This window comes from Stutzerimonas tianxiuensis (genome assembly GCF_053470365.1).
Window position 1 is genome coordinate 1 of record NZ_JBPVWS010000017.1, and the last position, 23,652, is coordinate 23,652.

The 23,652-nt window shown below is 61.3% G+C and carries 17 protein-coding genes; 4 read left to right on the forward strand and 13 right to left on the reverse strand.

The annotated features are described in order from the left end of the window. Positions 1–221: 221 nt before the first annotated feature. Positions 222–452, forward strand: a complete 231-nt coding sequence (locus ACSSNI_RS18660) for a hypothetical protein (RefSeq protein WP_148924500.1) — start codon at positions 222–224, stop codon at positions 450–452. 27 nt (positions 453–479) lie between these two features. On the opposite strand, the gene ACSSNI_RS18665 is transcribed toward ACSSNI_RS18660, so the two are convergent. The 7 genes from ACSSNI_RS18665 to ACSSNI_RS18695 form a co-directional block, all read right to left on the reverse strand. After that, positions 480–3,545, reverse strand: coding sequence for a multidrug efflux RND transporter permease subunit (locus tag ACSSNI_RS18665; protein WP_200637390.1), 3,066 nt, complete (start codon positions 3,543–3,545; stop codon positions 480–482). A 27-nt stretch (positions 3,546–3,572) separates the two neighbouring features. Then, positions 3,573–4,715, reverse strand: a complete 1,143-nt coding sequence (locus ACSSNI_RS18670) for an efflux RND transporter periplasmic adaptor subunit (protein WP_200637392.1) — start codon at positions 4,713–4,715, stop codon at positions 3,573–3,575. A gap of 293 nt (positions 4,716–5,008) precedes the next feature. After that, positions 5,009–6,634, reverse strand: coding sequence for a methyl-accepting chemotaxis protein (locus ACSSNI_RS18675; protein WP_200637394.1), 1,626 nt, complete (start codon positions 6,632–6,634; stop codon positions 5,009–5,011). A 114-nt stretch (positions 6,635–6,748) separates the two neighbouring features. After that, positions 6,749–7,843, reverse strand: a complete 1,095-nt coding sequence (locus ACSSNI_RS18680; protein ID WP_200637396.1) for a DUF1513 domain-containing protein — start codon at positions 7,841–7,843, stop codon at positions 6,749–6,751. A gap of 2 nt (positions 7,844–7,845) precedes the next feature. Continuing rightward, entirely contained in the window at positions 7,846–8,919 is a 1,074-nt protein-coding gene (locus ACSSNI_RS18685; RefSeq protein ID WP_200637398.1) for an imelysin family protein, read from the reverse strand. 42 nt (positions 8,920–8,961) lie between these two features. Then, positions 8,962–10,377: a di-heme oxidoreductase family protein gene (locus ACSSNI_RS18690; RefSeq protein ID WP_200637400.1), complete on the reverse strand. Its 1,416-nt coding sequence runs from the start codon at positions 10,375–10,377 to the stop codon at positions 8,962–8,964. Between the two features lie 171 nt (positions 10,378–10,548). Beyond that, positions 10,549–11,892 carry an imelysin family protein gene (locus ACSSNI_RS18695; protein ID WP_200637402.1) on the reverse strand — a complete coding sequence of 448 codons (1,344 nt, stop codon included), beginning with the start codon at positions 11,890–11,892 and terminating at the stop codon, positions 10,549–10,551. Positions 11,893–12,081: 189 nt separating this feature from the next. Between ACSSNI_RS18695 and ACSSNI_RS18700 the strand changes: the two genes are divergently transcribed. Continuing rightward, on the forward strand, positions 12,082–12,654 hold the full coding sequence (locus ACSSNI_RS18700; protein ID WP_148924508.1) for a LemA family protein: 573 nt from the start codon (positions 12,082–12,084) through the stop codon (positions 12,652–12,654). Next, positions 12,651–13,538 carry a GIDE domain-containing protein gene (locus tag ACSSNI_RS18705; protein WP_418952660.1) on the forward strand — a complete coding sequence of 296 codons (888 nt, stop codon included), beginning with the start codon at positions 12,651–12,653 and terminating at the stop codon, positions 13,536–13,538. Before ACSSNI_RS18700 ends, ACSSNI_RS18705 begins: the two co-directional genes overlap by 4 nt. Positions 13,539–13,574: 36 nt before the next feature. Here the strand turns inward: ACSSNI_RS18705 and ACSSNI_RS18710 are convergent, their stop codons facing one another. The 4 genes from ACSSNI_RS18710 to ACSSNI_RS18725 all read right to left on the reverse strand — a co-directional run bounded on the left by ACSSNI_RS18710 (position 13,575) and on the right by ACSSNI_RS18725 (position 18,723). Continuing rightward, a complete protein-coding gene (locus ACSSNI_RS18710; protein WP_200637412.1) occupies positions 13,575–14,960 on the reverse strand; it encodes a diguanylate cyclase domain-containing protein in 1,386 nt (461 codons plus the stop codon). A gap of 131 nt (positions 14,961–15,091) precedes the next feature. Next, entirely contained in the window at positions 15,092–15,775 is a 684-nt protein-coding gene (locus ACSSNI_RS18715) for a spermidine synthase (RefSeq protein WP_159967379.1), read from the reverse strand. A 62-nt stretch (positions 15,776–15,837) separates the two neighbouring features. Beyond that, positions 15,838–17,898, reverse strand: coding sequence for a putative bifunctional diguanylate cyclase/phosphodiesterase (locus tag ACSSNI_RS18720; protein WP_200637415.1), 2,061 nt, complete (start codon positions 17,896–17,898; stop codon positions 15,838–15,840). Between the two features lie 201 nt (positions 17,899–18,099). Beyond that, on the reverse strand, positions 18,100–18,723 hold the full coding sequence (locus ACSSNI_RS18725) for a TetR/AcrR family transcriptional regulator (RefSeq protein WP_102837968.1): 624 nt from the start codon (positions 18,721–18,723) through the stop codon (positions 18,100–18,102). Between the two features lie 341 nt (positions 18,724–19,064). Between ACSSNI_RS18725 and ACSSNI_RS18730 the strand changes: the two genes are divergently transcribed. Further along, positions 19,065–20,996: a methyl-accepting chemotaxis protein gene (locus tag ACSSNI_RS18730; RefSeq protein ID WP_102837967.1), complete on the forward strand. Its 1,932-nt coding sequence runs from the start codon at positions 19,065–19,067 to the stop codon at positions 20,994–20,996. Positions 20,997–21,213: 217 nt separating this feature from the next. Here ACSSNI_RS18730 and ACSSNI_RS18735 read toward each other — a convergent pair whose 3' ends face one another. Further along, positions 21,214–22,035 (reverse strand): outer membrane protein OmpK, encoded by an 822-nt coding sequence (locus ACSSNI_RS18735; protein WP_148924514.1) that lies wholly within the window; start codon positions 22,033–22,035, stop codon positions 21,214–21,216. Positions 22,036–22,110: 75 nt separating this feature from the next. Then, positions 22,111–23,610 carry a nucleobase:cation symporter-2 family protein gene (locus ACSSNI_RS18740; RefSeq protein ID WP_102837965.1) on the reverse strand — a complete coding sequence of 500 codons (1,500 nt, stop codon included), beginning with the start codon at positions 23,608–23,610 and terminating at the stop codon, positions 22,111–22,113. Positions 23,611–23,652: the final 42 nt, after the last annotated feature.

Here is a 23,652-nt window from a genome sequence, read left to right on the forward strand (position 1 = left end):
TGAACCGCCGTATACGGAACCGTACGTACGGTGGTGTGAGAGGACGGCGGATGTGAATCCGCCTCCTACTCGATCGCGTCGCGCTGTCATGGGTCGAAAAGCCGAAGCGCGCATGAACTCGCTCCGGGCTCAAATCGACCATCGGTCATATTTCTCGGCGCCGGGTCAATTGCTCGACTATGGTGATTTTCTCGAATCGCCAAATAACAAGGGCTTGCGCAATGAAACTTGAAATCGCTCGAGGATTGTTTCTTGTCGGTTCACTGGGTGTTGCATCGCTGTGTGCTGCGGCATGGAGTGAGCCTGACGCGAAGGTGGTTGCGAGGAGCGATTTCAGCAGCCATTGCGCGGTGCCGCGTGTTGCCGGCGCCTCTGTATCAGAGGCGCGCCCCGATCAGGACTTGCTGTTGCTCATGTACGGGCTTTCCCAGAGCCTGGTAGGGCGCAGCTGAGCAACTTTCTCGTATTCCGAGCTCTGCTCAATAGCCCTCTGACGGCCGCGCGCTTGTGGCCACTGCTGTCGCCTGGTCCGGGGTTGCCAGCACCGTGTACACAGCCGGTAGCACGAACAGGGTGAACAGTGTGCCGACGGTCATGCCTGTGGCGATCACCAGGCCGATATCGAAGCGACTGACCGCTCCCGCACCGCTGGCCAGGATCAACGGAACCATGCCGAATACCGTCGCCGCGGTTGTCATCAAGACAGGTCTGAGTCGGATCGCAGCGGCTTCCTCGACCGCTTCACGACGGTTCAACCCCTGATCTCGACGTAACTGATTAGCGAACTCGACGATCATGATGCCGTGCTTACTGATCAACCCGATCAGCGTCACCAGCCCCACCTGGGTGTAGATGTTCATGCTCGACAGGCCGAGGAACAGGGGGACCAGCGCACCACAGACGGAAAGCGGCACCGTTACCAGGATCACCAGCGGATCGCGGAAACTCTCGAACTGTGCCGCTAGCACGAGAAAGATGATCGCCAACGCGAGCGCAAAGGTCGTGTACAGCGCATTGCCTTCCTGGATGTACTGGCGCGATGCGCCTGCGTAATCGAAGGTGTAACCCTGCGGCGCCTCCTCCATCGCAATGCTGCGCAGTGTCTCGATGGCTTCGCCCATGCTGACGATCGGGAAGCCCTGGATGGTCGCTGCATTAAGCTGCTGGAACTGGGACAACTGGGTCGGTCGGGCGCGGTCATGAACCCTGATCAGGGTCGACAGCGGCAGCATGTCGCCCTGCTCGTTTTTGACGTAGTAGTTGTTCAGCCAGCCTGGATTATCCCGGTAGGCCTGCTCGACCTGGGCGATGACCTTGTAGCTGCGTCCTTCGATGGTGAAGCGGTTGATCTCGCTTTCGCCGAGCAAGGTGGCCAGGGTCAGGCCGAGGTCTTCCATGGTGACGCCCATTTGGGCCGCTTTGTCCCGGTCAATGTCGACGACGATTTCCGGTTTGTCTAACGCCAGGTCTACATCGAGAAACGCAAACTTGCCGGAAGCCTGGGCCTTTTCCTTGATTCGCTCGGTAACCTGTAACAGCGACTCGTAGTCGTTGGCGGTATTGATGACGAATTGGAACGGCAGGCCTTCGCCGGTTCCGGGTAGCGAGGGCAGGTTGAAGCCAAAGACCTGCAGGCCCGGGATCTGATCGATCTTGGCCTGCACCTCGGGGAGCACCTCCATCTGGGTGCGCTCCCGTTCATCCCAGGGTTTCATCAGAAAGCCGCCGATCCCGCTCTGTACGCCGTTGAAGCCATTGATCTGGAACCAGGAGTAGTACTCGGGGAACGACTTGAAGATCTCCAGAAACTGATCGGTGTAGGCATTCAGATAATCGAGGTTCGCCGTTTGCGGCGCACTTGCCATCATGAAAATGATGCCCTGGTCTTCCTCCGGAGCCAGTTCGCTTTCGGTGAACTTGAGCAGCAGCGGAATCAGCCCGAGCACGATCAATGCGAATACCAGTACCACCGGCCGCGTGTCCAGGGTGCCGTGCAAGGCGCGCTGGTAACGCGCCTTCAACCGGTCGAAGAGCTGGTCCAGGCGGTGCGCCAGGCCACTCGGGTTCTCTTCGTGACGTAGCAGGCGCGAGCACATCATCGGCGACAGGGTCAGCGCGACCACGCCGGAAATCAGCACAGCGCCGGCCAGGGTCAGGGCGAACTCCTGAAACAGTGCGCCCGTCAGGCCTTGCAGAAAGCCGATCGGTGCATAGACCGCGGCGAGGGTGACGGTCATGGTGACGACAGGCATGGCGATTTCTCTCGCGCCGTCGATCGCTGCCTGAAAGGGCGTTTTGCCGTCCTCGATATGCCGATGGATATTTTCCACCACAACAATGGCGTCATCCACGACCAGGCCGATCGCCAGCACCATCGCCAGCAGCGTCAGCAGGTTGATCGAATACCCCATGGTCTGCATGAAGAACAACACGCCGATCATCGAGAGCGGGATGGTCACCACCGGGATCAGTACTGAGCGTACTGAGCCGAGGAACAGGAAGACCACGACTATGACGATCACCACCGCTTCAGCGAGGGTCTTGACTACCTCATCGATGGAGGCCTGGATGAACCGCGTCGCGTCATAGGCGATGGTGACCTTGAGGCCGGGCGGCAATTGCGATTCGATCTGGGGCATTACTGCTCGCACTTCGCTGATGACATCCAGCGGGTTGGCGCTCGGCGTGCCCTTGACGCCGATATAGACCGACGGGATCCCGTCGAACGAGCTGATCGCGTTGTAGCTTTCTGCGCCCATCTCGACGCGCGCCACATCACCCAGCAGCACACGGCTGTCGCCTTGAGTCTTCAGGGGGATGGCGGCAAAAGCCTCGGGGGTCTTCAGCTCGGTATCGGCGTTGATGCTGGTAACTACGTACTGCCCCTTCACCTCACCGGCGGCGGACAGGAAGTTGTACTTGCGTACGGCCTCGTTTACGTCGCCGGCCGAGAGTCCGTAGGCGGCGAGCTTGACCGGATCCAACCAGAGGCGCATGGCGAACACCTGATTGCCGAGAATCTCAGCCTCGGCCATGCCTGGCAGGGTGGCCAGCTTTGGCTGGATGACCCTCGACAAGTAATCGGTGATCTGCGGATTGCTCAGCTGCTCGCTATAGAAGCTTATGTACATGAGCGCCGTGGAGTCGGCCGCCTGCTTGTTCAGTACCGGGTCTTCTGCATTTTGAGGCAGCTGGTTCTTGACCGAGTTGGCTTGGCTAAGCAACTCGGTATAGAGGCGATCCGTGTCAGCCCCGATACGCGCATAGACCGAGATGACCGAAACGTTCTGCTGACTGACCGACGTCATGTAGTCCACGCCTTCGGCGCTGGCCAGGCTCTGCTGCAGGGGCTGGGTGATATAACCCTGGATCGTCTCTGCGTTAGCGCCGGGATAAGCGGTGGTCACCGTGATCAGCGCGCTTTCCATTTGCGGATACTGGCGGATCACCAGGCTGTTGAAGGCCTGGAAGCCAAGCAACACCAGCAGCAAGCTGATCACGCTGGCCAGCACCGGACGGCGAATGAATGGATCGGTAAAAGCCATGTGGTCTATGTCCCTTCAATAGGCGTCTCAGCGGGCTTCGGGCTTGAGCTCGAGGGTGCGCTTTTCGGCAATGGCGACGTGGGCGCCGCTGTCCAGCTTGAGCTGCCCCGCAACGACCACCTGCTCGCCGGCTTCGAGTCCCTCGAGAACTACCACGCGTCCGTCGCGCCGCTCGCCCGTTTTGACGAAGCGCCGCTCGACAACCAGGTAGGGTTCGTCGGTCTCGGTCGCCATGGTGCCTTCCTCGGGTTCGGGAGGCTGACCCTCCTTCACCACCAGTACCGAATTGCCATACAGGGTGTAGGTGATCGCGGTTTCCGGTACCACGATCCTGGATTGCTCGCTGGGCAGCAGCACCTGCAGATTGGCGAACATGCCGGGCAGCAGGCGCTCGCCAGGGTTGGCGAGCTCCGCGCGAACCTGCACGTTGCGGGTGGTGACCTCAACCTTGGGGTTCAGGGCGACGATACGGCCCTCGAACTGTTCACCGGGGAAAGCGGCTACCTGCACACGCACGGGCTGATCGATGGCGAGCAGAGGCACTTGCTGTTCAGCCAGGTAGAAATCGACGAACAGCGTCGACAGGTCCTGCAGCGTGGCAATCGGTGTGCCGGCAGCGACGAAGTCACCGACATCTACCTGACGGATCCCGATGGTTCCGGAGAAGGGGGCGAGAATGCGCTTTTTCGCCAGGCCGGCCTTCAGCTGAGCGACGGTGGCGTCGGCTTTTTTCGACTGGGCGTTGAGCCGATCGAACTCGCTGCGAGAAATGGCCTTTCCCTCGATCAGGCTGCGTGCTCGTTGGAATTCCACCTTTGCCAGATGCAGGTCCGCTTCCGCGGCTGCCAGGCTCGCCTGTTCGATCTCGCTGTCCAGCAGAACGATGGGCTGACCCTTCTGCACTTTTTCACCCGAGCGGAACTGCACATCGCTGATGGTGCCGGCGATCTCTACCGAAAGGTCGATGCCCTGCGAGGCGGTGAGCGTGCCAACCGCCGGAAGCCGGCTTTGCCATGGCTCCTGACTGGAGGCGACAACCTCCACGTTGATCGGCGGCTTCGGTGCCTTGAATTGCTGAATCTGTGTGTAGATCGAGTTGAACTTGAGGGCGGCAAGGATCAATACCACGACGATCACCGCGCCAAGCATCAGCAGCATGCGGCGCAACATTTTCCGTATTCCTTGGAGTAATGAGCCGGCTGACCATGGCTATGCAACGACGCAGCCGTATCGAATGCGCAAGCCACGACCAGCGCAGTTATGCACCAACCATGGCGTCGTGATTCGGCCCTGTAGGAGAGGGAGAATGGACGTTAGCTGCGAACCGAGTGCAAGTAAAGCGAGATATCAGGCGCTGCCTGAGGATCAGGAAGAGGGCGTCAACAGCGCGCTTCGCGCGCCAGGCCGCTGTGTCGAATGCGCTTACGGCCCCACGTGGGCAGGGCCTTGCATTTGATTTGAGGTCAGCCAGCCAGGCGATGGGTGACTTCGCTGAGCTGAGCGGACAGCCCGTGCAAATTGTGACTGGCCTTCTCGGTGCGCTCTACATTGTCCTGATTGGTGGTGGCGATGGCGGTAATCTCGATCAGGTTGCGTGAGATGTCCTCTGCAACAGATGTCTGTTCTTCTGCAGCGGTCGCGATCTGGCGATTCATGTCACGAATGGCTTCTACTTCCAGAGTGATGCGCTGGAGCATGCCGCCCGCTTCAGTGACCTGCTCAACGCCGACGTCGCTACGGGCCTGGCCGTTTTCGATGGCCCGTACCGCATCCACCGCCCCCGTCTGTACCGTGTCGATGATCTGATGGATTTCCGCCGTGGAATCCGCAGTACGTTTGGCCAGCGTGCGCACCTCGTCCGCCACCACGGCAAAGCCGCGCCCAGCGTCGCCGGCGCGGGCGGCCTCGATGGCAGCGTTCAGCGCGAGCAGGTTGGTCTGGTCGGCAATGCCGCGAATCACTTCCAGCACCTTGCCGATACGGCCGCTGTCGGCCTCCAGCCGGCGGATCACGCTGGCGGTGTTACTGATCTCGCCGCGCATGTGGGTGATCGTTTCGATCGTCGAGCGCATCATGGCTTCGCCTTGTTGCGCCGACTGGTCGGCGGCGTCTGCGGCATGTGCAGCGTCCGCTGCATGACGCGCGACCTCTTGCGCGGTGGCAGACATCTCATGCATCGCCGTGGCGACCTGATCGGTACGGGAAAACTGCTCGCGGGTGCCTTGGCCCATCAGGGCCGCAATGGCGTTGAGCTCCCCGCTGGCGGTGTCCAGATCTGATGTGCTGCGCTGCAGGCGGGTAAAGGTGTCGGCTAGGAAATCGCGCAGCACATTGGCCGCTACCGCAAGGCGGCCCAGCTCGTCAGCGCGGCTGGTATCGACACGTTCTTTGAAATTGCCTTGGCTGAGGTTCGCAACATGGTCTATCAGGTGGCGGATCGGGTTGATCAGGTTGCGGTTGACCAGCCAGGCACTGAGCAGGCCAATCAACACGCCAGCGGCAAGCATGATCAGCGAGCCGACGATAATGGTCCGGTCTGCGGCCTGGCTGATGGTCGCCGAATTGGCAAGCGCGGACTCGCGTAGCTGCACTACCAAGGCGCTGAGCTGCTCACTGGTGGCGCGGTCGATGCCTTTGACGGCCGCGTCGCCGACAACCGGGTCACCGCCAGCCGCGATGAACGCGTCGCGGCCCACGCGATAGGCCGTGCCAAGCTTAAGGTGTTCGTCACGCAGGCTTTTAGTCTGGCCAGCCAATGCCGGGTCGCCCTGGCTTTGCTGTATCAGCGTGCCAAGCAGCGTCTGTACCTTGCGTTCCTGCTCCTCGAAACTCTGCCAGTATTTGGCCAGATTTTCCGGAGACTTACCGCGTAGCAATACGTTCTTCCACTCCTGAACTTGCACCTTGAACTCGAGGTTGGACTGGTCGATGAGGCGCGAGGCTTCGATCGGTCCCTTGAGAAGACGCTGGTAGGCCGTGATTTCATCGGAGAGAAACGAAAAACTGGCGAGCGCGATAGTAAGCATCAACAGCAAGCTGCCGCCGATCAGCGCGAGCAACTGTCCACGCAGGGATTTTTTCAGGAACATCTGGGCGTTCTCGTATCGAAGGGGATGCGCTTGCATAAACAAGCCTGCAACGAGTAGTCAGGCTGACTGCTCGTCGCCGGTTTTTCGGCCTGGCGCTTCGATACTTGAACGGTTTCAGACGAGTCGCAGGTGATTGTCCCAGAGCCCTGCGGGTAGCTGTAGCGGGGTGCTGACGAACTCTACGCCCGTGCAGTCGACGTGGCGGCAGCGGCCCTGGCCGGAGCTGACGACAAAGCCTTCTTTGACTGCCGCGACGCCGGCACAGTCCGGCAGGTGGATTTCCTCGCGCAAAGCCGTTGTGTCCAGGTCCCAGATGAATACCTTGTTGCCGCGCGGAGCCGTCACGGCCAGCAGGCGAAGGGCATCGTTGATCGCCAGGCTGGCGGTGTACTGGTTCATCGTTTGGCGCTGCGCTTCGCCTAGCGGGAAGGCTTTGAAGGCTTGGCCGGGACGCTTGATGGCCAGCAATGGCACCTGATCCATTGGGTCGCCTTCATACTGCTGGCCCGACACCACCGTGCCGTCAGCCGCCACCGCCAGGTGACGCACGCTGTTCATCTGCTCGGGTAACTGCTCCTTGCTGAGCAGCGTGCCGTCACGGCGCAGTATCACCAGGCTGGGTTCCATGGCCTGCAGATTCATCATCTCCCGGCTGTCGGCCTCGGTGCGGATGCCGCCATTGGCGATCACCAGTGTCTCGCCATCCGGCATCCACAGCAGCTGATGCGGGCCGATGCCGTGGGTGGAATGCTCACCACTGCGCACCAGCTGACGACCCTCGACACGATAGACCCCGAGAACGCCGCGGCCGGCCTCGGCGGTATCGTTCTCGGTTGTGTAGAACCAGTCGCCACTGGCGTGGAAGACGCCGTGCCCATAGAAGTGGCGGTCCGGCGGTGACGCCAGTACCTGAAGCAGCGTTCCGTCACGGCTGTCGATCAGATAGCTTTCACGGCTCGGGCGGCGTCCGACGAAGACGGCGAGCGGCAGGTGCGGGTGCGCGTAGACATCGTGACAGCGCTCGGCGACGGGCGTGGCGAAAACCTGGCTGCCGTCGAGGCGATAGCCAACCGCATAGTGGCGACCATCGGCATCGTTACGTGCCGACAGCAGCAACGGTTGTTCGGTGTGATGCGTCAACGTCCAGCCGCCGACGGCTGAAGCGGCCACCAGTGCGCTGCCTAGGCCCAGGAAAGCACGACGTTTCATCATCAGTCTCCGTCGTGGGCGTTGAAGCCGATCTGCACCCCAAGAGCGCGCGCCAGTTCGGTCTGGTGCAGCCGGTGCAAGGCGTCGATGTCCTGATACAGCGCGTCAAGTCGTGCTCGGCCGGCTTCGTCAGCGATCAGCTCGCTGAAGGGCAGCATGATGTCCACCAGATGCTGACGTGCGGTTTCGTAGGCAACGTCGATGCGCTTGGCCAGATCAGCCTGTTCGGCCGGGACCAGCGCCTTCAAGCCGTTTCCATCGGTACCAAGCCAGAGCCGCTGGGCGCCAGCGAGTGCGGCATCGATGCTGGGAAGCGTAGCGTCACTGCGCCAGGCTTCGGCCTGGAAGGGCTGAGGATAGCCCTTGCTCTGGCGACCGAGCGGTGCGCCAAGCTTTTTCTTCAGACCGTCGAGGGCGGTAACCTGAACGCGAAGCAAATCGGCGATCGCTTCGGTCGATTCGGCGTAGCGCTCGTTGGGGAATTCGCTCAACTGGGCAGCCATGCCGTCCTTTGCCTTCCAGGCTTGCAGCATGTCGGCTGCGAGCTTTTGCTGATGCTCACCGATGGCTATCAGCAGCGGGCAATAACGCGCCTTGGTCGCACTTTCGCTGAGGTCGACGGCTTTGTCATGAAGCACGTACTCGTAAGCAGACAGGCCCTGCAGGACGACGCTGCCGTTCTCCAGATCGGCCTGGGTCAGCTGGGGCTTCCTTTTCAGCAGTGCGGTGACCTGTCGACCGACAAGATTCTTCTTGTCAGGCCAGAACTGTACTTGCCACGCCCGGTTGCCTTCACCCATCGGTCCGATCAGCAGCGGCTGCAATCCCGCCCAGGCAAGTTGCGCCTGCATGAACGCCTGGCGCCCATCCTTCAGCTCTTCATTGCCTGCACAGAAGGCGATGCCGCTGGCTGCCATACGGCGGTTGGCTTCAGCCCAGTCGGTATAGGCCGGTAGCAGGACCTCGTCGGTCAGTGCCTGGCTTGTTTCCTGATACGGGTCGGATGGCGTACAGGCGCCTAAAAGCAAACCCAGTGCAGTGGCCGTGACGGCGCGAAAAATCTGGTTGCGGTACATGTTGCTCCTCAGGACTGGGCAAGGGTGCGTATGGTTGGGCATTTAAAGGGACCCGAGAAAGGCCAGCAGGGCGCTGCGCTCGTTATTGTCAAAGCCAAGCACGGCCTGCTTGGCACGCTCCGCTTCGCCGCCGTGCCAAAGTATGGCTTCGAGCGGATTGCGGGCGCGACCGTCATGCAGCAGCTGGGTGTGCCCGCTGACAGCCTCGGTCATGCCGAGGCCCCACAGCGGCGGAGTACGCCATTCACGGCCGCTGGCCTCGAATTCCGGGCGGTGATCGGCGAGCCCTTCGCCCATGTCATGCAGCAGCAGGTCGGTGTAGGGGCGGATCACCTGGTTCGCGAGTTCCGGTTCGGCGGCCTCGCCGGTGGTGAATTTCGGGATGTGACAGCTCTGGCACCCTGCGCGATGGAACAGTGTCTTGCCGGCCAGGACCTGTGGGTCGTCCACGTTGCGCCGAGCCGGCACGCCCAGGTTGCGCGAATAGAACAGCACCAGCGACAGGATATGGTCGCTGACTTCGGGCTCGCCGCCGTCGGGCATCGCCAGGCACTCGGTCTGCGCTTGCGTGCAGCTGCTGCCGGACAGCAGGCTGGTCGTCAGGCCCATGTCGTTGAAAAAAGCGTCAGCGTTCTGCTGGTTCAGAGTCGGCTGTCCGGCTTTCCAGCCGAAGCGGCCCAAGGTGGTTTCGCGGGTTACCTGATCGAACACTCGGTTCGGGCGCCCGGAGATGCCATCACCGCTGCTGTCGTCCGGATCGGCGTTGGCGAGTATCGCCGCCTCCGGAATCGCTTCCAGCAAGCCGAGGCCTACCATTGCCGGGGCCACGCGGACCGAGAACAGCGTGTCGGGATGCATCGGGCCGTAGCCCAGGTCGGTAATTTTCAGTTGCGGCGTACGCAGTTCTACTTCGAAGCCGTCTGCGAAGCGTTCGGTATGGGTGCTGTAGCTAAGGCGTACTTTGCCCTCCGGCGCAACGCCGGGAATCGCCATGTCCTGCAGTTGGCCGCCATAAGTGGGTTCAGGCGCGATGCCTCGCTGATTGACCACTTCAGCGTGCTCTTCGCCTGCCGGAATCGACAGGCGCACCAGCATTGAGACAGCGTTGCCGCGCTCGGCTTCCGCCGGACGACCACGGCCATCCTTGATGTGGCAGTTCTGGCAGCCGTTGGTGTTGATCAGTGGGCCAAGGCCGTCGCGTGCGGTCGTCGACGAAGGGGCGATAACCCAGGGGTTGCGAAAGAAACTGTTGCCGACGCTGAAGTCCAGTCGGCGCACCGGTGACAGGTTGGCAGAGGGCATCGAGAAGGCATTCTGGTCGGACTTGATGACCGTGGTGCTGCCACCGGAAAGCGCCTCGCCCGGTTCTGCCTGTTCAAAGCGCGGCGGGTTTTCGTCGCAAGCGGTCAGGCCCATGGCCAGCAGCAGTGCAACGACAGGGAAGTAGAACGGACGCATCGGTAGCCCAGAGCCTTTCAAAGGTCGGCAATCTTAGCAGGCTACGGGTGGTTGAATAAGAGCAATTTGCATTTGGCGGTAGGCCGATTGGCCAATCGAGCAATGAAGCTCGGGGGGAGGGTGCATCGGTGCCGGAGGGAGCGGCATTGCGCCGCTCCCCAGGCGGGTGTATCAGAACTCGTGGTCAGCGGTGTCCGGGTTCAGGTCGCTAATGCCCAGAGCGGCAGCTGCCTTTTCGATCGAGCCGGTCTGCTGGACCAGCGCGCCGATAGCAGCGCGAACCTTTTCCTGACCTTCACTGTTGTCCGGGCCAATCAACTGATCAAAGGCCTCGCCATTTTCGGCGCTTTCGACCAGCACGCGCAGTTTGGCTTCGGTGGTTTCCAGGTCGGTCTTCAGTGTGCTGTTGACCTCAGGCGCAGTGCCTTCCACCAGCGATGCCAGGCTTGGGCCGGTCATCTTGGTGCCGTCGATGCGCTCGTACTCGCCCAGATAGACGTTACGGACGCCCTTGGCGTTGTAGTAGTGCGAGTTGTGCGTGTTGTCGCTGAAGCAGTCGTGTTCGTCTTCCGGCGAGTTGGCTTCCAGCGCGACCTTCATGCGCTCACCAGCCAGCTCGCCCAACGACAGGCTACCCATGCCGAAGAACATCTTGCGCAGGCCATTTTCGGCCGACTCTTTTTCCAGGCTGGCGCGATAGTTGTCGGCAACGCCGGCTTTCCACTCGCCGACCATTTCTTCGAGATCGCTGACCAGCAGTTCAGTGGCGGCCTTGAGGAAGGCGCGACGGCGGTCGCAATTGTCGCCGGTGCAGCCTTCGCCTTCGATGAAGTCGCTCACCGGGCGTTCGCCGGCGCCCGCATTGGTGCCGTTCAGGTCCTGGCCCCAAAGGAGGAATTCAATGGCGTGGTAGCCGGTGGCAACGTTGGCTTCGGAGCCGGCCAGTTCGTTCAGGCTGGCCAGCTTCTCGCCGGTGATCTCGCTGACATCGATCTTGTCTTCGCCAATCTGCAATTCTTTGTTGGCAATGATGTTGGCCGTGGCGCCAGGGTTGCCGAGGGCGTGCTGATAGTCACCTTTGACATAGTCGATCATGCCCTCGTCCAGCGGCCAGGCATTGAGCTGACCTTCCCAGTCGTCGACGACCGGGTTGCCGAAGCGGAATACTTCGCTCTGCATATACGGAACGCGGGCGGCGATCCAGGCCGCTTTGGCCGCTTGCAGGGTTTCTTCGGTCGGATTGGCCAGGAGCGCGTCAACGGCATCCTGCAGCTTCAGAGCGGCAGTGTGCGCATCGCTGAACACAGCATGGGCGATATCGGCGTAGTGCTCGACCACGGCCTGCGCGGCTTCGCTGTTCACGGTCTCTTGGGCAGCCGGTGCCGGTTCGCTCTGGGTGGTGGCGGCTTGCGGGGCAGCGGCCTGTTCGGCCGGAGCTTTGTCTTCGCCGCAACCAGCGAGTGAAATGGCGACAGCCAGAAGGCTGGCGGTAGCCCAGACGGGAGTGCGTAGCATGGCGGGTTCCTTTGCTTGCAGGGTGGTGTGAGTGAGTCGGCAGCAGGGCTGCGACAAACGGATGCAGAACATAATGCGAAAGATTTGCATTTTGTGCAAAGAAAATGCGTGCGACAGGTCGCGTATCCCCTCCGCCGGCGCAGCTAGAATGCCCCCTCTGAAGTCTGGTCATCTTATGGAGTCGCCCTGATGAGCCTGAGTGCCGCCGTTGCATGTGTCCTGCTGTTTCTCGCCGCGGCTTATGCCGTGGTTCTCTACAACGGCCTGGTGCGACTTAAGCACGGCGTAAGCAAGGCCTGGTCGAACATCGACGTGTTGTTGCGCCAGCGTCACGATGAATTGCCCAAGCTGGTGGAAACCTGCAAGCAGTACATGCAGCACGAACGCAGCACCCTGGAGCAGGTGATCAGAGCGCGCACTGCGGTGTCCGACGCCCGCGAGCAGGGCGATGTCGGCGCACTTGGCCAAGCGGAAACCGGGCTTCGTGCAGGGCTGGGGCGTTTGTTCGCCTTGGCTGAGAGCTACCCGGAACTGCGCGCAAACGAGAGCTTTCGTCATCTGCAGCAACGCATCAGCGGGCTGGAAAGCGGCATCGCCGATCGCCGTGAGCTTTACAACGAATCGGTCAATCTGAATAACGTGCGCGTCGAGCAGTTTCCCGATGTGTTGCTGGCTCGTGCGTTCGGGTTTCGCGAGGCAGCCTTGCTGCAATTCAGTGAGGCGGAGAAAGCCGATCTCGACCTCAAACCGCTGTTCGGTTGAGCGGGGGCGGAATGCTGCTTAGCGCTGCAGGCGTGGCGATGTGTCTGGTTGGCGGCTGGCTGTGGATCACTCGCTGGTCGAAACTGCGTCACCTGCTGGATACACCGACGTCGCGGATCCGCTCGGCGGCGCAAGGCTACGTCGAGCTGGCCGGCGTACTGCGAGGCCTCCCTGACCTGCCGCCGTTGATGGCACCGTTGACCGCCACACCCTGCCTCTGGTGGCGCTACCGTATCGAGGAGTATCAATCCGGGGGCAAGCGCGGCAGCTGGAAAGTGCTTGAGCAGGGCAGCAGCGAGGAGCTGTTGCGGCTGTTCGATGCGACTGGAGACTGTCTGATCGATCCGCGAGGCGCGGAAGTGCTTCCCGCGCGGCGTGACCGTTGGACCGGTAACCAGCGCCGCCCTAGAAGTGCGCCGCCCGGTGGCGTACTGGCCTGGCTGACTGGCCATCGGCAGTACCGCTACACCGAAGAGCGGTTGCATGCCGATGAGCCGCTGTACGCGATCGGTGATTTTCGTACCTCCGGCGGCGGTCGGCAGGGCCTCGACCTACCGACCGCCCAAGGCCAGGTGGTGCGGGAATGGAAAGAAGACTACGCAGGGCTGTTGCAGCGATTCGACAACAATCGAGACGGCCAGCTCGACCAGGTGGAGTGGAACCGTGTGCGCCTGGCCGCGGACCTCGAAGCACAGCGGCGCCACCGGCTGGCCAGTAGCCGACAAGCACTGCACCAACTGGTGCGCCCTGGCGAGGGCTTGCCGTTCGTGCTGTCCAGTCATGGCGAAGAAGTGCTCGTCAGGCGCTATCGCTGGCAAGCGGCTGGCGGCGCGATGCTATGTTTGTTCGGTGCGGCGTTGCTGGCGGCTCGGGTAGCGGGTTGAGCCGCAGCGACATCCAGTGAGTCTTCCGCGTTTTGCTTAGCGCTGATCTTTATCGAGCAAGGTATCGACGGCCAGAGGGCTGCTGCAGCGCTGCCGGGCGCTTGCTGACTTTGTCTGGTACATCGCCTCATCGGCTCGTCTGAGCAGCGAGGCTTCGTCAGTTCCGTGCTCGGGAAAGTAGGCCACGCCAATGCTCGGCCGAATCGCCAGCGCCAAGCCGGCGAGTTCTATGGGCGCGTGCATCGCGGCAAGGATGTGCGTGACCACCACCGCCGTATCGGCTGCTGTGGGACTGCCTTCCAACAACATGACGAACTCGTCGCCGCCCATCCGCGCAACCGTGTCGGTTTCGCGGATGTGTTGCGTCAGCCGTTGGGCGAAGGCCTGCAGCAGCAGGTCGCCGACGCTGTGGCCATAACCATCGTTGACCTGTTTGAATCCGTCGAGATCCAGATACAGCACCGCTAAGCGCTCGTCGTTGCGCCGCGCCCGTGCCAGGGCGGTTTTAAGTCGGTCGAAGAGGAACGCGCGGTTGGGCAGGCCGGTAAGTTCATCGTACTGCGCCATCCGCTCAAGGCGAGCCTGCAGTTGTTTGCGTTCGATGGCGGTGGCGACCTGGTTGGCGATGAACTGCAGCAGGTCTATGTCCTGCTCGCAATAGGTCGCGTTTTCTGCCGTATCGTTGAGCAGCAGCGCGCCGATGCAGCCCTGGGCGGTGGCGAGGGGCGCTGCCAACCAGCAGAAGCTGTCCGTGGCGGCCAATGCCTTGAGGTTGTCGCAGACCCCCTCGCTATTCGCTGTCAGTAGTAGCGCTCGCCCGGTTCGAGTGACTTCCGCACACAGCGCCGCCGCCGGCTCGAGGGGAAGCCGTGCCGGATCGCCACCGGTTCTGCAGTAAGGAAATGTCGGACGGCCCCGATCCGGGGCGTTCAAGGCTACAAAACAGGTCGGCGCCGGGATAAGTCGGCCGGTGATCTGATGGACCTGTTCGAACAGTGAAGTCAGATCTGCGGTGTTGTGGGCCGCCTCGGATATTGCATAGACCGTCTCTTGCAGCGATTCAGACCGCTTGCGGCCGGTGACGTCGCGCGCTACGCCGACACGCAGCTGATCACCTTCGGACCAGCGGGCCGACCACATGATGTCTACCCGTTTTCCGTCCCTGCGGATGTAGCGATTCTCGAAGTGCAGGCTAGGCTGGCCTGACATCACCTGCTGTGCCGCCAGCAGGGTGCGTTCGCGGTCTTCAGGCGCTACCAGCTCCATCATCTGGCGACCAATCATCTCCTCCTGCGTATAGCCGAATATGCTTTCGCATGCCGCACTGACGTACACGAAATGGCCCTCGGCATCGACGACGCAGACCGCGTCGAGCATGAGATCCAGAACAGTTTCCAGAGAAGGACGGGATTCGGTTTTCATCGTACGTACCAATTTGGTTACTGCGCGGTATAGGGACGTATCGGTGTGGTCAGCCTTGAGTGTAGTGGAGCCCCACTGAAGCCGATAGCGGCATAGATGGCGATAAGCTATTACCGCCCACGGTTTGGCTTTCAGCTACGTTTTTCGGCAATCCAGATGGTGTGTCGAGTGCCGCGATTCCCGTGAGCGAACACCTGGACCTCCTCGGCGATGAACCCTGATCTGGCGAGGCGTTGGGAGAACGCCTGATCGGCGCTGGCCGACCAGACGGCAAGCAAGCCCTTGGGACGCAGCGCTCTGGCGCAGGCGTCAAGCCCGGTTGAGGAGTACAGCCAGCTGTTGCTCTTGCGCGTCAGCCCCTCGGGACCGTTGTCCACATCGAGCATGATGGCGTCATAGCCCTGCGGTTCGCTCTTCAGAACCTCGGCGACATCCTTGCGCAGCACGCGGGTACGTGGATCGTTAATCGGCATGCCGGATTTCTCGCCCAACGGGCCGCGATTCCAGTCGATCACGCCGGGCACCAACTCGGCGACCTGAACCTCGGCATCCTTGCCCAGATGCCTGAGCGCCGAGGCGAGCGTGAAGCCCATGCCCAGGCCGCCGATCAGCACACGCGGTTGTGGCCGATGCGCGATCTTTCGGCAGGGTATTTCTGCCAGCGCATCTTCGGACCCGTGTGTGCGGGTGTTCATCAGCTGGTTACCGTTGCCGCCCTGAATCTTGATGACGAAATCGTCACCGTACTCGAACAGGCACAGGGCACCGCCGCCATCCGGAATCTCGGCGGTGTCGATCAGTACAAAACGCTTCATCGGTGACGCTCTTGGGTTGAAATTGGAGGGGCGGGGTTGAAGCGCGGCACGGCAAACAACACTTACAGGTGTTCGGAGTTAAGTCGACGCTCGAACCGCAGCGACTGGCTGAGCAAAGCGGTCAGTTCCGCTGCGGGAATGGGTTTGCTGTAGTAGTAGCCCTGGCCTTCGTTGCAGCCTTCGTCGATCAGGTAGCGCTCCTGCTCGGCCGTTTCCACCCCTTCGGCGATCACCAGCATGCCCAGGCTCTTGCCGAGCTGGATGATGGCTCGAACGATGGTCGTGTCGCCCTCGACAGCCGCCATGTCGCGAACGAAGCTCTTGTCGATCTTGATCTTGTCGAGCGGCAGGCTTTTCAGGTAGCTCAGCGATGAGTAACCGGTGCCAAAATCGTCGATGGCGATCAACGCACCGGAGCGACGCAGGCAGTGCAGGTTATGGGTGGCTGCGGCGATGTCTTCCATCAGACCCGTCTCAGTCACCTCGAGCTCCAGCGTCTCGGGTGGCAACTTGTGACTGCTGAGCAGGTTGCTGATCATCTTCGGCAGTCCGGCGTGGTGAAGTTGTACGGTGGAGAGGTTGACCGCCATGCGCAGGTCGCTGAAGCCTTGCTGATGCCATTCGCTCAGCTGTCGGCAGGCCTGGTCGAGCACCCACTCGCCTATGGCGATGATGCTGCCGTTCTGTTCGGCGAGGGGGATGAAGATGTCGGGCGGAACCATCTTGCCGCTCGGGTGAGACCAGCGCAGCAAGGCTTCGACACCGGTAATGCGTTTGAGGCGGTAATCGATCTGTGGTTGATAGACCAAATGGAACTCGCCTCGGGGAAGCGCTTCGGCCAGGTCATTCTGCAGTTCCCGGCGGGTCCTCATTTCGCTGTCGATGCTGGCTACATAAAACTGGTAGCGATTGCGTGAGCGGCTCTTGGCCAGTGTCATGGTCTGTTCGGCTTTCTGCAGCAGCTTTTCAGTGCTGTCACCGTCTTCGGGGTACAGGGTGATACCGATGGTGGCGCGCAAACGTATGTGTTGCTCATCGAGGGTGACGGGACGCTCCAGGTCGTCGAGCACCTTCTGCGCCAGTTCGGCCGCCTCGTAGGGCTGTTCGAAGCCGACCAGCACCAGGACGAATTGATCACCGCCCAGCCGCGCCAACGCCCCGACGCGCCCGCTCTGACTGCGTAACCGATCGGCCAGCGCCACCAGCAGCCGGTCGCCGTTCTGGTAGCTGAACTGCTCGTTCATGCCCTTGAAATCATCGAGTCCGAGGCAAAGTACGGCCACGCGGCGTTGCAATCTGGCGGCCTCGCTCAGGATGTTGTCCAGCTGCTGCTGCAACTGCTGGCGGTTGGGCAGGTTGGTGAGCGAGTCATACCGGGTCATGCGTTGCAGGTTGCTTTCGGCCGCATGCCGCAACTGCATGTTGTGCTGAATGGAGGCGAGCAGACCATTGGCCGTCTCGACCCAGAGGCCCAGTTCATTGCGCTCATGCCCTTTTGGCATTGGCAGCGAGTGCTCGCCGGGGCGGCCCGGGTTGATGCGCGACATGTGCTCGATGAGCTTGGTCAGCGGTCGCGTGAGCAGCCACTCATAGATCAGGTACAGCAGGAAACCCAGCACCAGCGCGCGAAGTATGCCGACGACGAAAAGCACCACCGAGCTCCTGAGGAAGGCGTCTCCATAGGGGGCGGTATCGAGCGTGATGCGCAGATTGCCGTAGTATTCGTTATAAGGCGGGCGGCCGATCAACGGGATCGAGAACTCCTGATCGCGGCCGAGTATCGGGTCGGTCAACCAGCGCGAGGAGTGCGACATGAGCGGGCGGGACTTGGCCGCCAGCGGTGCTTCGCCGGGAAGGCCAATCGAGGCTTTGCGAATCGACTCGTGCTGGAACAGGCCTTCCATGACCTGGGCACCCATTTCCCGGTCCAGGCTATAGATCGCCTGAGTGGACGGGTCGCGGGTCATGCGCAGGATTCGCTGAGCTTCGGCATCGATCAGCTGGCGGGTCGTGTAGGCATCGAAGATGATCTGCGCGCAGCTGAGTACCAGGCCAACGGCAAGCGCGGACAGCAGGACGATACGGAGCAGTGTTCTGGACAGACTGTTGCGCAATGCGGTCAATAGAATTTCCTTCTTCCGAGCCGGTGGCCAGCGCAAGTATTGGTTGTCGTGTGTGATGCGTCAAAGACGCGGGCTGCGGGCGCGAAGCAGAACGTATCAGATTGGCGGGTGTCCTGCCGCCCCCTTGATCGAATCGAGATTGAACCGGAAAGCGACGCCGCAAGGCTATGCCACAGGTCCCATTGCGGTTTGATTGCAGCGTCAGCCAACAGGATTCGCTTCCTTTACCTCGCAGCCTTTGATGACCATCCGTGTGATCGTTTCGGCCGCGGCTTCATAGTCGGCATCATCGAGCGCAGTCTTGCCTGTTACGGTGGAGATCTGCCAATCGAAATCGGCGTAGGTCTGGGTCGCTGCCCAGATGCTGAACATCAGGTGATGGGGGTCGACGGCGGCCATCAATCCCTTGTCAATCCAGCCCTGAATGCAGGCCACATTGTGGGCGGCCTGGGCATTGAGCTGTGCGGCACGCTCGGCCGGTAGATGGGGTGCGCCATGCATGATCTCGCTGGCAAACACCTTGGACGCGCAAGCGTGCTCCCTGGATATGCGAATTTTGGTGCGGATATAGGCGCGCAACACGTCTGCCGGTTCGCCGGGCTGATTGAACGGAGCAGATGCCTGCAGCAGAGGCTCGACGATACTGTCCAGCACCTCGCGGTAGAGGTTTTCCTTGCTCTTGAAGTAGTAGTAGACGTTGGGCTTGGGCAGTCCGGCGCGGTCGGCAATGTCGCTGGTCTTGCTGGCGGCGAAGCCCTTCTCGGCGAATTCTTCGCTGGCAGCACGAAGGATCAGTTCTTTATTGCGCTCGCGGATACTGGACATAGGGCCTGTTCGATTCATGACCACCCAGCCTGGTGGCCTGCCGCCGCATCCTAGCACCGGCTTCCGAACAGCCTCAAGGCAAGAGGCGGGCTTGATGCGAGGGGAGCCAGAGCGCTGGGTTGTAACGCGCGGCTGTCTGGTCAGGGGTCGCGCCTGCACACGTCATAGCCCAGCACGCCTGTTCGCAGCACTGGAAATCGATCTGGCTACAGCAGTCCGCCAAACGGTCATCAAGCCTTGGTCGTTTTGACCGATAGGATATTGGCGTCAATCATAATTTATGTATACACATTGATATCAAGGTTGTGTACGTTTAATACAAAACAACCGAGGTCACACACATGCCTTTCATGCAACGCAGTATTCAATGGCAATTGATCGTCAGCATGGGGGCGGCTCTGCTTGCCAGTATCCTGATTGTCATTTTGGTCTATTCGTCGGCAGTCAACCGCCTGGCCGAGCGCTATCTGGTGGGGCAGGCGCTGCCTGCCAACATTTCCGCAATCCGCAATGACATCGAGCGCACTCTGGCGGCGCCGATCACCGCCACGGCCGGGATTGCCGGCAATACGCTGGTTCAGGACTGGCTGCAGTACGGTGAAAGCACCGACCAGGCGCAGGCGATGGGCCGATACCTGGAGGGCGTCAAGGCTCAGCAGAATGCGCTGACGACTTCCATCGCCGTGCTCGATAGCGGTAATTACTATTCGGAAGCAGGGCTCTCACGCACCCTCAATCGCAATGCTCCCGGCGACGGCTGGTTTTACAGCCTGATCGACAGCGGCACCAAACGGCGCTTCGAGATCGACATCGACAAGGCCTCTCGCCAGCCCACCCTGTTCATCAACCAGCGCATCGAGGCGGGCGGTAGGACCCTGGGGGTGGCTGGGCTTGGCTTCAGCTTGAAGAGCATGTCCGAACTGATCAGCAACTTTCGCTTCGGCGAGCGTGGAGAGGTATATCTGATCAGCGGCGGCGGTCGCGTCAAGGTGCATCCGAAAACCGAGAACAACGATCAGATCGAGCTTGCCGCACTGACCGGTAGTGAAGCGGCGCAGAAACTCCTCGACGGCGCAACCGACGCGGTGCGCTTCGAACGCGATGGCGAGGCGTTTCTGGCGGTCGCTCAGCCATTGGAAAGCCTGGGCTGGGTGTTGGTCAGTGAAGTGCCGGAAGCGGAAATCTTCGCCGAGGCACGCCGCACCTTGTGGACCATCAGCCTGATCGGCGCCTGTATCGCGCTGTTCTTCCTCGGTCTCGTGGTGTTGCTGGCGCGCGGGCTGGTGAAGCCTATTCGTCAGGTGACCAATGCACTTGTTGAAATCGGTGGCGGTGGTGGTGACCTCACCCGTCGTCTGGATGAAAGTCGGGCTGATGAGCTGGGTGATCTGGCCCGTGGCTTTAACCGCTTCATCGGTAGCCTGCGCGGTTTGATCGGTGATGTGCTGAGCACCAGCGAGCAACTGCGCAGCTCTGTGGGACAAGTCGCCCAGGTGGTGGACAACACCGCGACCCGTGCGGGTCGCCAGCATGAAATGACCGACATGGTCGCCACCGCCGTGCACGAGATGGGCCTGACCGTGCAGGAGATCGCACGCAACGCCAGCAACGCCGCACAGGCCTCGCAAGGGGCGCGTAGCGAGGCGATCACTGCACGGAAAGTCGTCGGCGATTCGATTGCGCACATCGAAAAGATGTCGGGTGATATCGGCCACGCCGCGGAGTCGGTTACCGATCTGGCGCAGCAGGTGGCATCCATCGACAAGGTGCTGGCGGTGATCCGCAGCATTTCCGAGCAGACCAACTTGCTGGCCCTGAATGCGGCCATCGAGGCTGCACGCGCCGGGGAGATGGGCCGTGGTTTTGCGGTGGTTGCCGACGAAGTACGGACCCTGGCCAGCCGGACTCAGACGTCCACCGACGAGATCCAGCAGATGATTCAGGGTCTCAAGAGCGGTGCTGAAAACGCAGTCAATTCCATGCATGCAGGACAGGCTGCGACTGGTACTGGTGTACAGGCCAGTCAGCGCACCGGACAGTCGCTCAGTGCAATCACCGAGCAAGTCGAAGCGATCAGCGACATGAACACACAGGTGGCGGCAGCGACCGAAGAGCAGAGCAGCGTGACCGAGGAGATCACCCGCAACGTACAGGGCATCGCCGACCTAGCCCAGGCCACCGCCAGTGATGTGCAGGGCTGTCGAGAAGATTGCCATGAGCTGAGCCGCCTGGCAGACGATTTGAGTCGGCAGATGGGCAGCTTCAAGCTGTGACCTGAGCGGCGCGCCCCGCTCCCTGGGCGGTGGCGCGCTGTATTGCGATAATGCTTCAGCGATACGCTCGCCGATCGCTCCAAGGGCGGGCTAGCTATCGAACCGTGCGCGACTCAGTGCATATCGGGACACGCCATAACGACGCCCCTTGAAAACGTGACCAATAAAAAAGCAGCCTTTCGGCTGCTTTTTTGTCCCACATCCTGCGCCAGCTGGCTTAGAAGTGCGCTTTGACCAGCAGACTGGCGGTGTTCTGGTTGGTGCCCCCGACCAGATCGCTGACAAAGCCACCGTCTTCGATGCCGTATTTGTCAGACCAGTAGTCGTATTCGATACCGACGTAGAGTTTGCCTGGCTCGCCGTCCAGCGCCTTGCCCAGGTCGTACTTGATCTGCGGGTTGATGTGCAGGTTCTTCGACATGAAATCACCGCTGCTTTCCGAGCCGGCGTCGTTGACCACCCAGTCGATGAATCCGTCGAACAGGATGTCTGACTTGCCGACCGGGAAGGTCATCGCCCAGGTCGGCGTGACCTGCCACTGGCCGGAGGCGCGGCGGGTGGTGCCGTCGGGCTTGCGGTAGTACACGTTGATGGCCAGACGATCGAAGCCGGGCACATCGAGATCGACAGCCGGGCCTAGCAGATAGGTCTGATTGGGCCGGCCGGCGCTGCTTTCGCCGCGCTCGTAGGTGGCTGCCAGCAACACATCCTTCACCGGGCCGAAGCTCACGTCCTGGCCGCTCAGTTTGCCGAGCGACAGGCGCGGGCTGAATTCGCCGTAGTAGGTGTGTCCTTCCTCGCCTGACAGGCCGTTGTACCACTTGTTATCGACGAACAGGAACATGTCGCCCCAGCTCCAGCCGCTGGCGTGCTCGAAGGTCACGGTTTGCTGGATCTCGCCGGCGTCGACCTTGAAATCCTGGCCATAGAGATAGCTGAGGCTGTTGTTCTGCCAGTGAAGCATGCCATCGGCAAAGGCCGGGGCGGACAGCAGGCAGCCGGCCATCGCCAGCGACAGTGAAGTGCGCTTGAAGGTCATGTTGATACCCTTTGGTTTTGTTGTTGTGATGAATGCAGGTGAGGCGCCCGGCGCGTAGGCCGGGCGCCGGAGCCGTCAGCCCGTAGGCGTCAGCTGGGCCGATGGGTCGGTGGTGGTGGCTTTCGGATGGACCTTGGAGTAATCGGGAATATTGACGGCCAAGGTATTGGTGCCGACTGTGTCCTCGATCAGGTTGTCCGGATCATAGTCATCCATCTCTTCCGGCTCGCGCGGAAGGAAGAAGTTGAGCAGGATCGCGCTGAACGCACCGATGGTAATGGGTGAGCCGAAGATGTTCTTCAGCACGTCGGGCAGGTTGGTCAGCACATCCGGTACGGCGGCTACGCCCAGGCCCAGGCCCAGCGAGATTGCCACGATCAGCATGTTGCGACGGTTGAGGCCGGCTTCGGCGAGGATCTTGATGCCTGCGATCGCGACTGTGCCGAACATGATCAGCGTGGCGCCGCCGAGTACCGGCTTGGGCATCAGCTGCAACACGCCACCGACCACCGGGAACAGCGCCAGCAAGATCAGGATGCCGGCGATATACAGACCCACATGGCGACTGGCGACGCCGGTCAGCTGTATCACGCCGTTGTTCTGGCTGAAGGTGGTCATCGGCAGGCTGTTGAAGGTCGCGGCCAGCAGCGAGCTGCAACCGTCGCCGAGAATGCCGCCCTTGATGCGCTTCATGTACAGCGGGCCCTTGACCGGCTCACGCGAGATCATCGAGTTGGCGGTCAAATCACCCGCTGTCTCTAGCGGCGTGATCAGAAAGATTACCGCGATGGGGATGAAGGCCATCCAGTCGAAGGCAAAGCCGAACTTGAACGGTTGCGGCACGCTGACTGCCGGCAAGGCGGCCAGGCTGGAAAAATCCACCATGCCCATCATCCAAGCGGCCGCGTAGCCCACCACCAGCGCCACGATTACCGCCGACAAGCGCAGCAAGGGGAGGCCAAAGCGGTTGAGGACGATGATGGTGCCGAGGACCAACCCGGCCAGCGCAAGGTTAGGCAGCGCTCCGGGGTTCTCGGCGCCATAGCCACCGGCAATGTCGGTCATCGAGACCTTGATCAGTGACAGGCCCATCAGGCTGATGATGGTGCCGGTGACCACGGGCGTGATGATTCGGCGCAGTTTATCGATATAGCGGCTGACGGCAATTTCGACGAAGGCCGCGCAGAAGCCGACGCCGAACAGCGTGGCTAGGATGTCTTCCGGGCTGCCACCCCGATTCTTCACGATAAAGCCGGCCGCCAGAATCACGCTGAGAAAGCCGAAACTGGTGCCCTGCAGACAAAGCATGCCGGCGCCGATCGGACCGATTCGCTTGGCCTGGATAAAGGTGCCGAGGCCTGAGACGAACAGCGCCATGCTCACGAGGTAGGGGACATAGTCGCCCAACCCCAGCACGCTGCCGATGATCAGGGTCGGTGTGATGACGCCGACAAAGCTGGCGAGTACGTGCTGTATTGCGGCGAATGTAGCGGGGATCGGACCCGGGCGATCTTCGAGCTGATAGATCAGGTCCTGGTTGGGAGCGTCACCGCTCCTGGATTCGGTTGCGGTCATGAGTCAAGCCTGCCATTCGTTATTGTTCGGTCATGGGCTTCC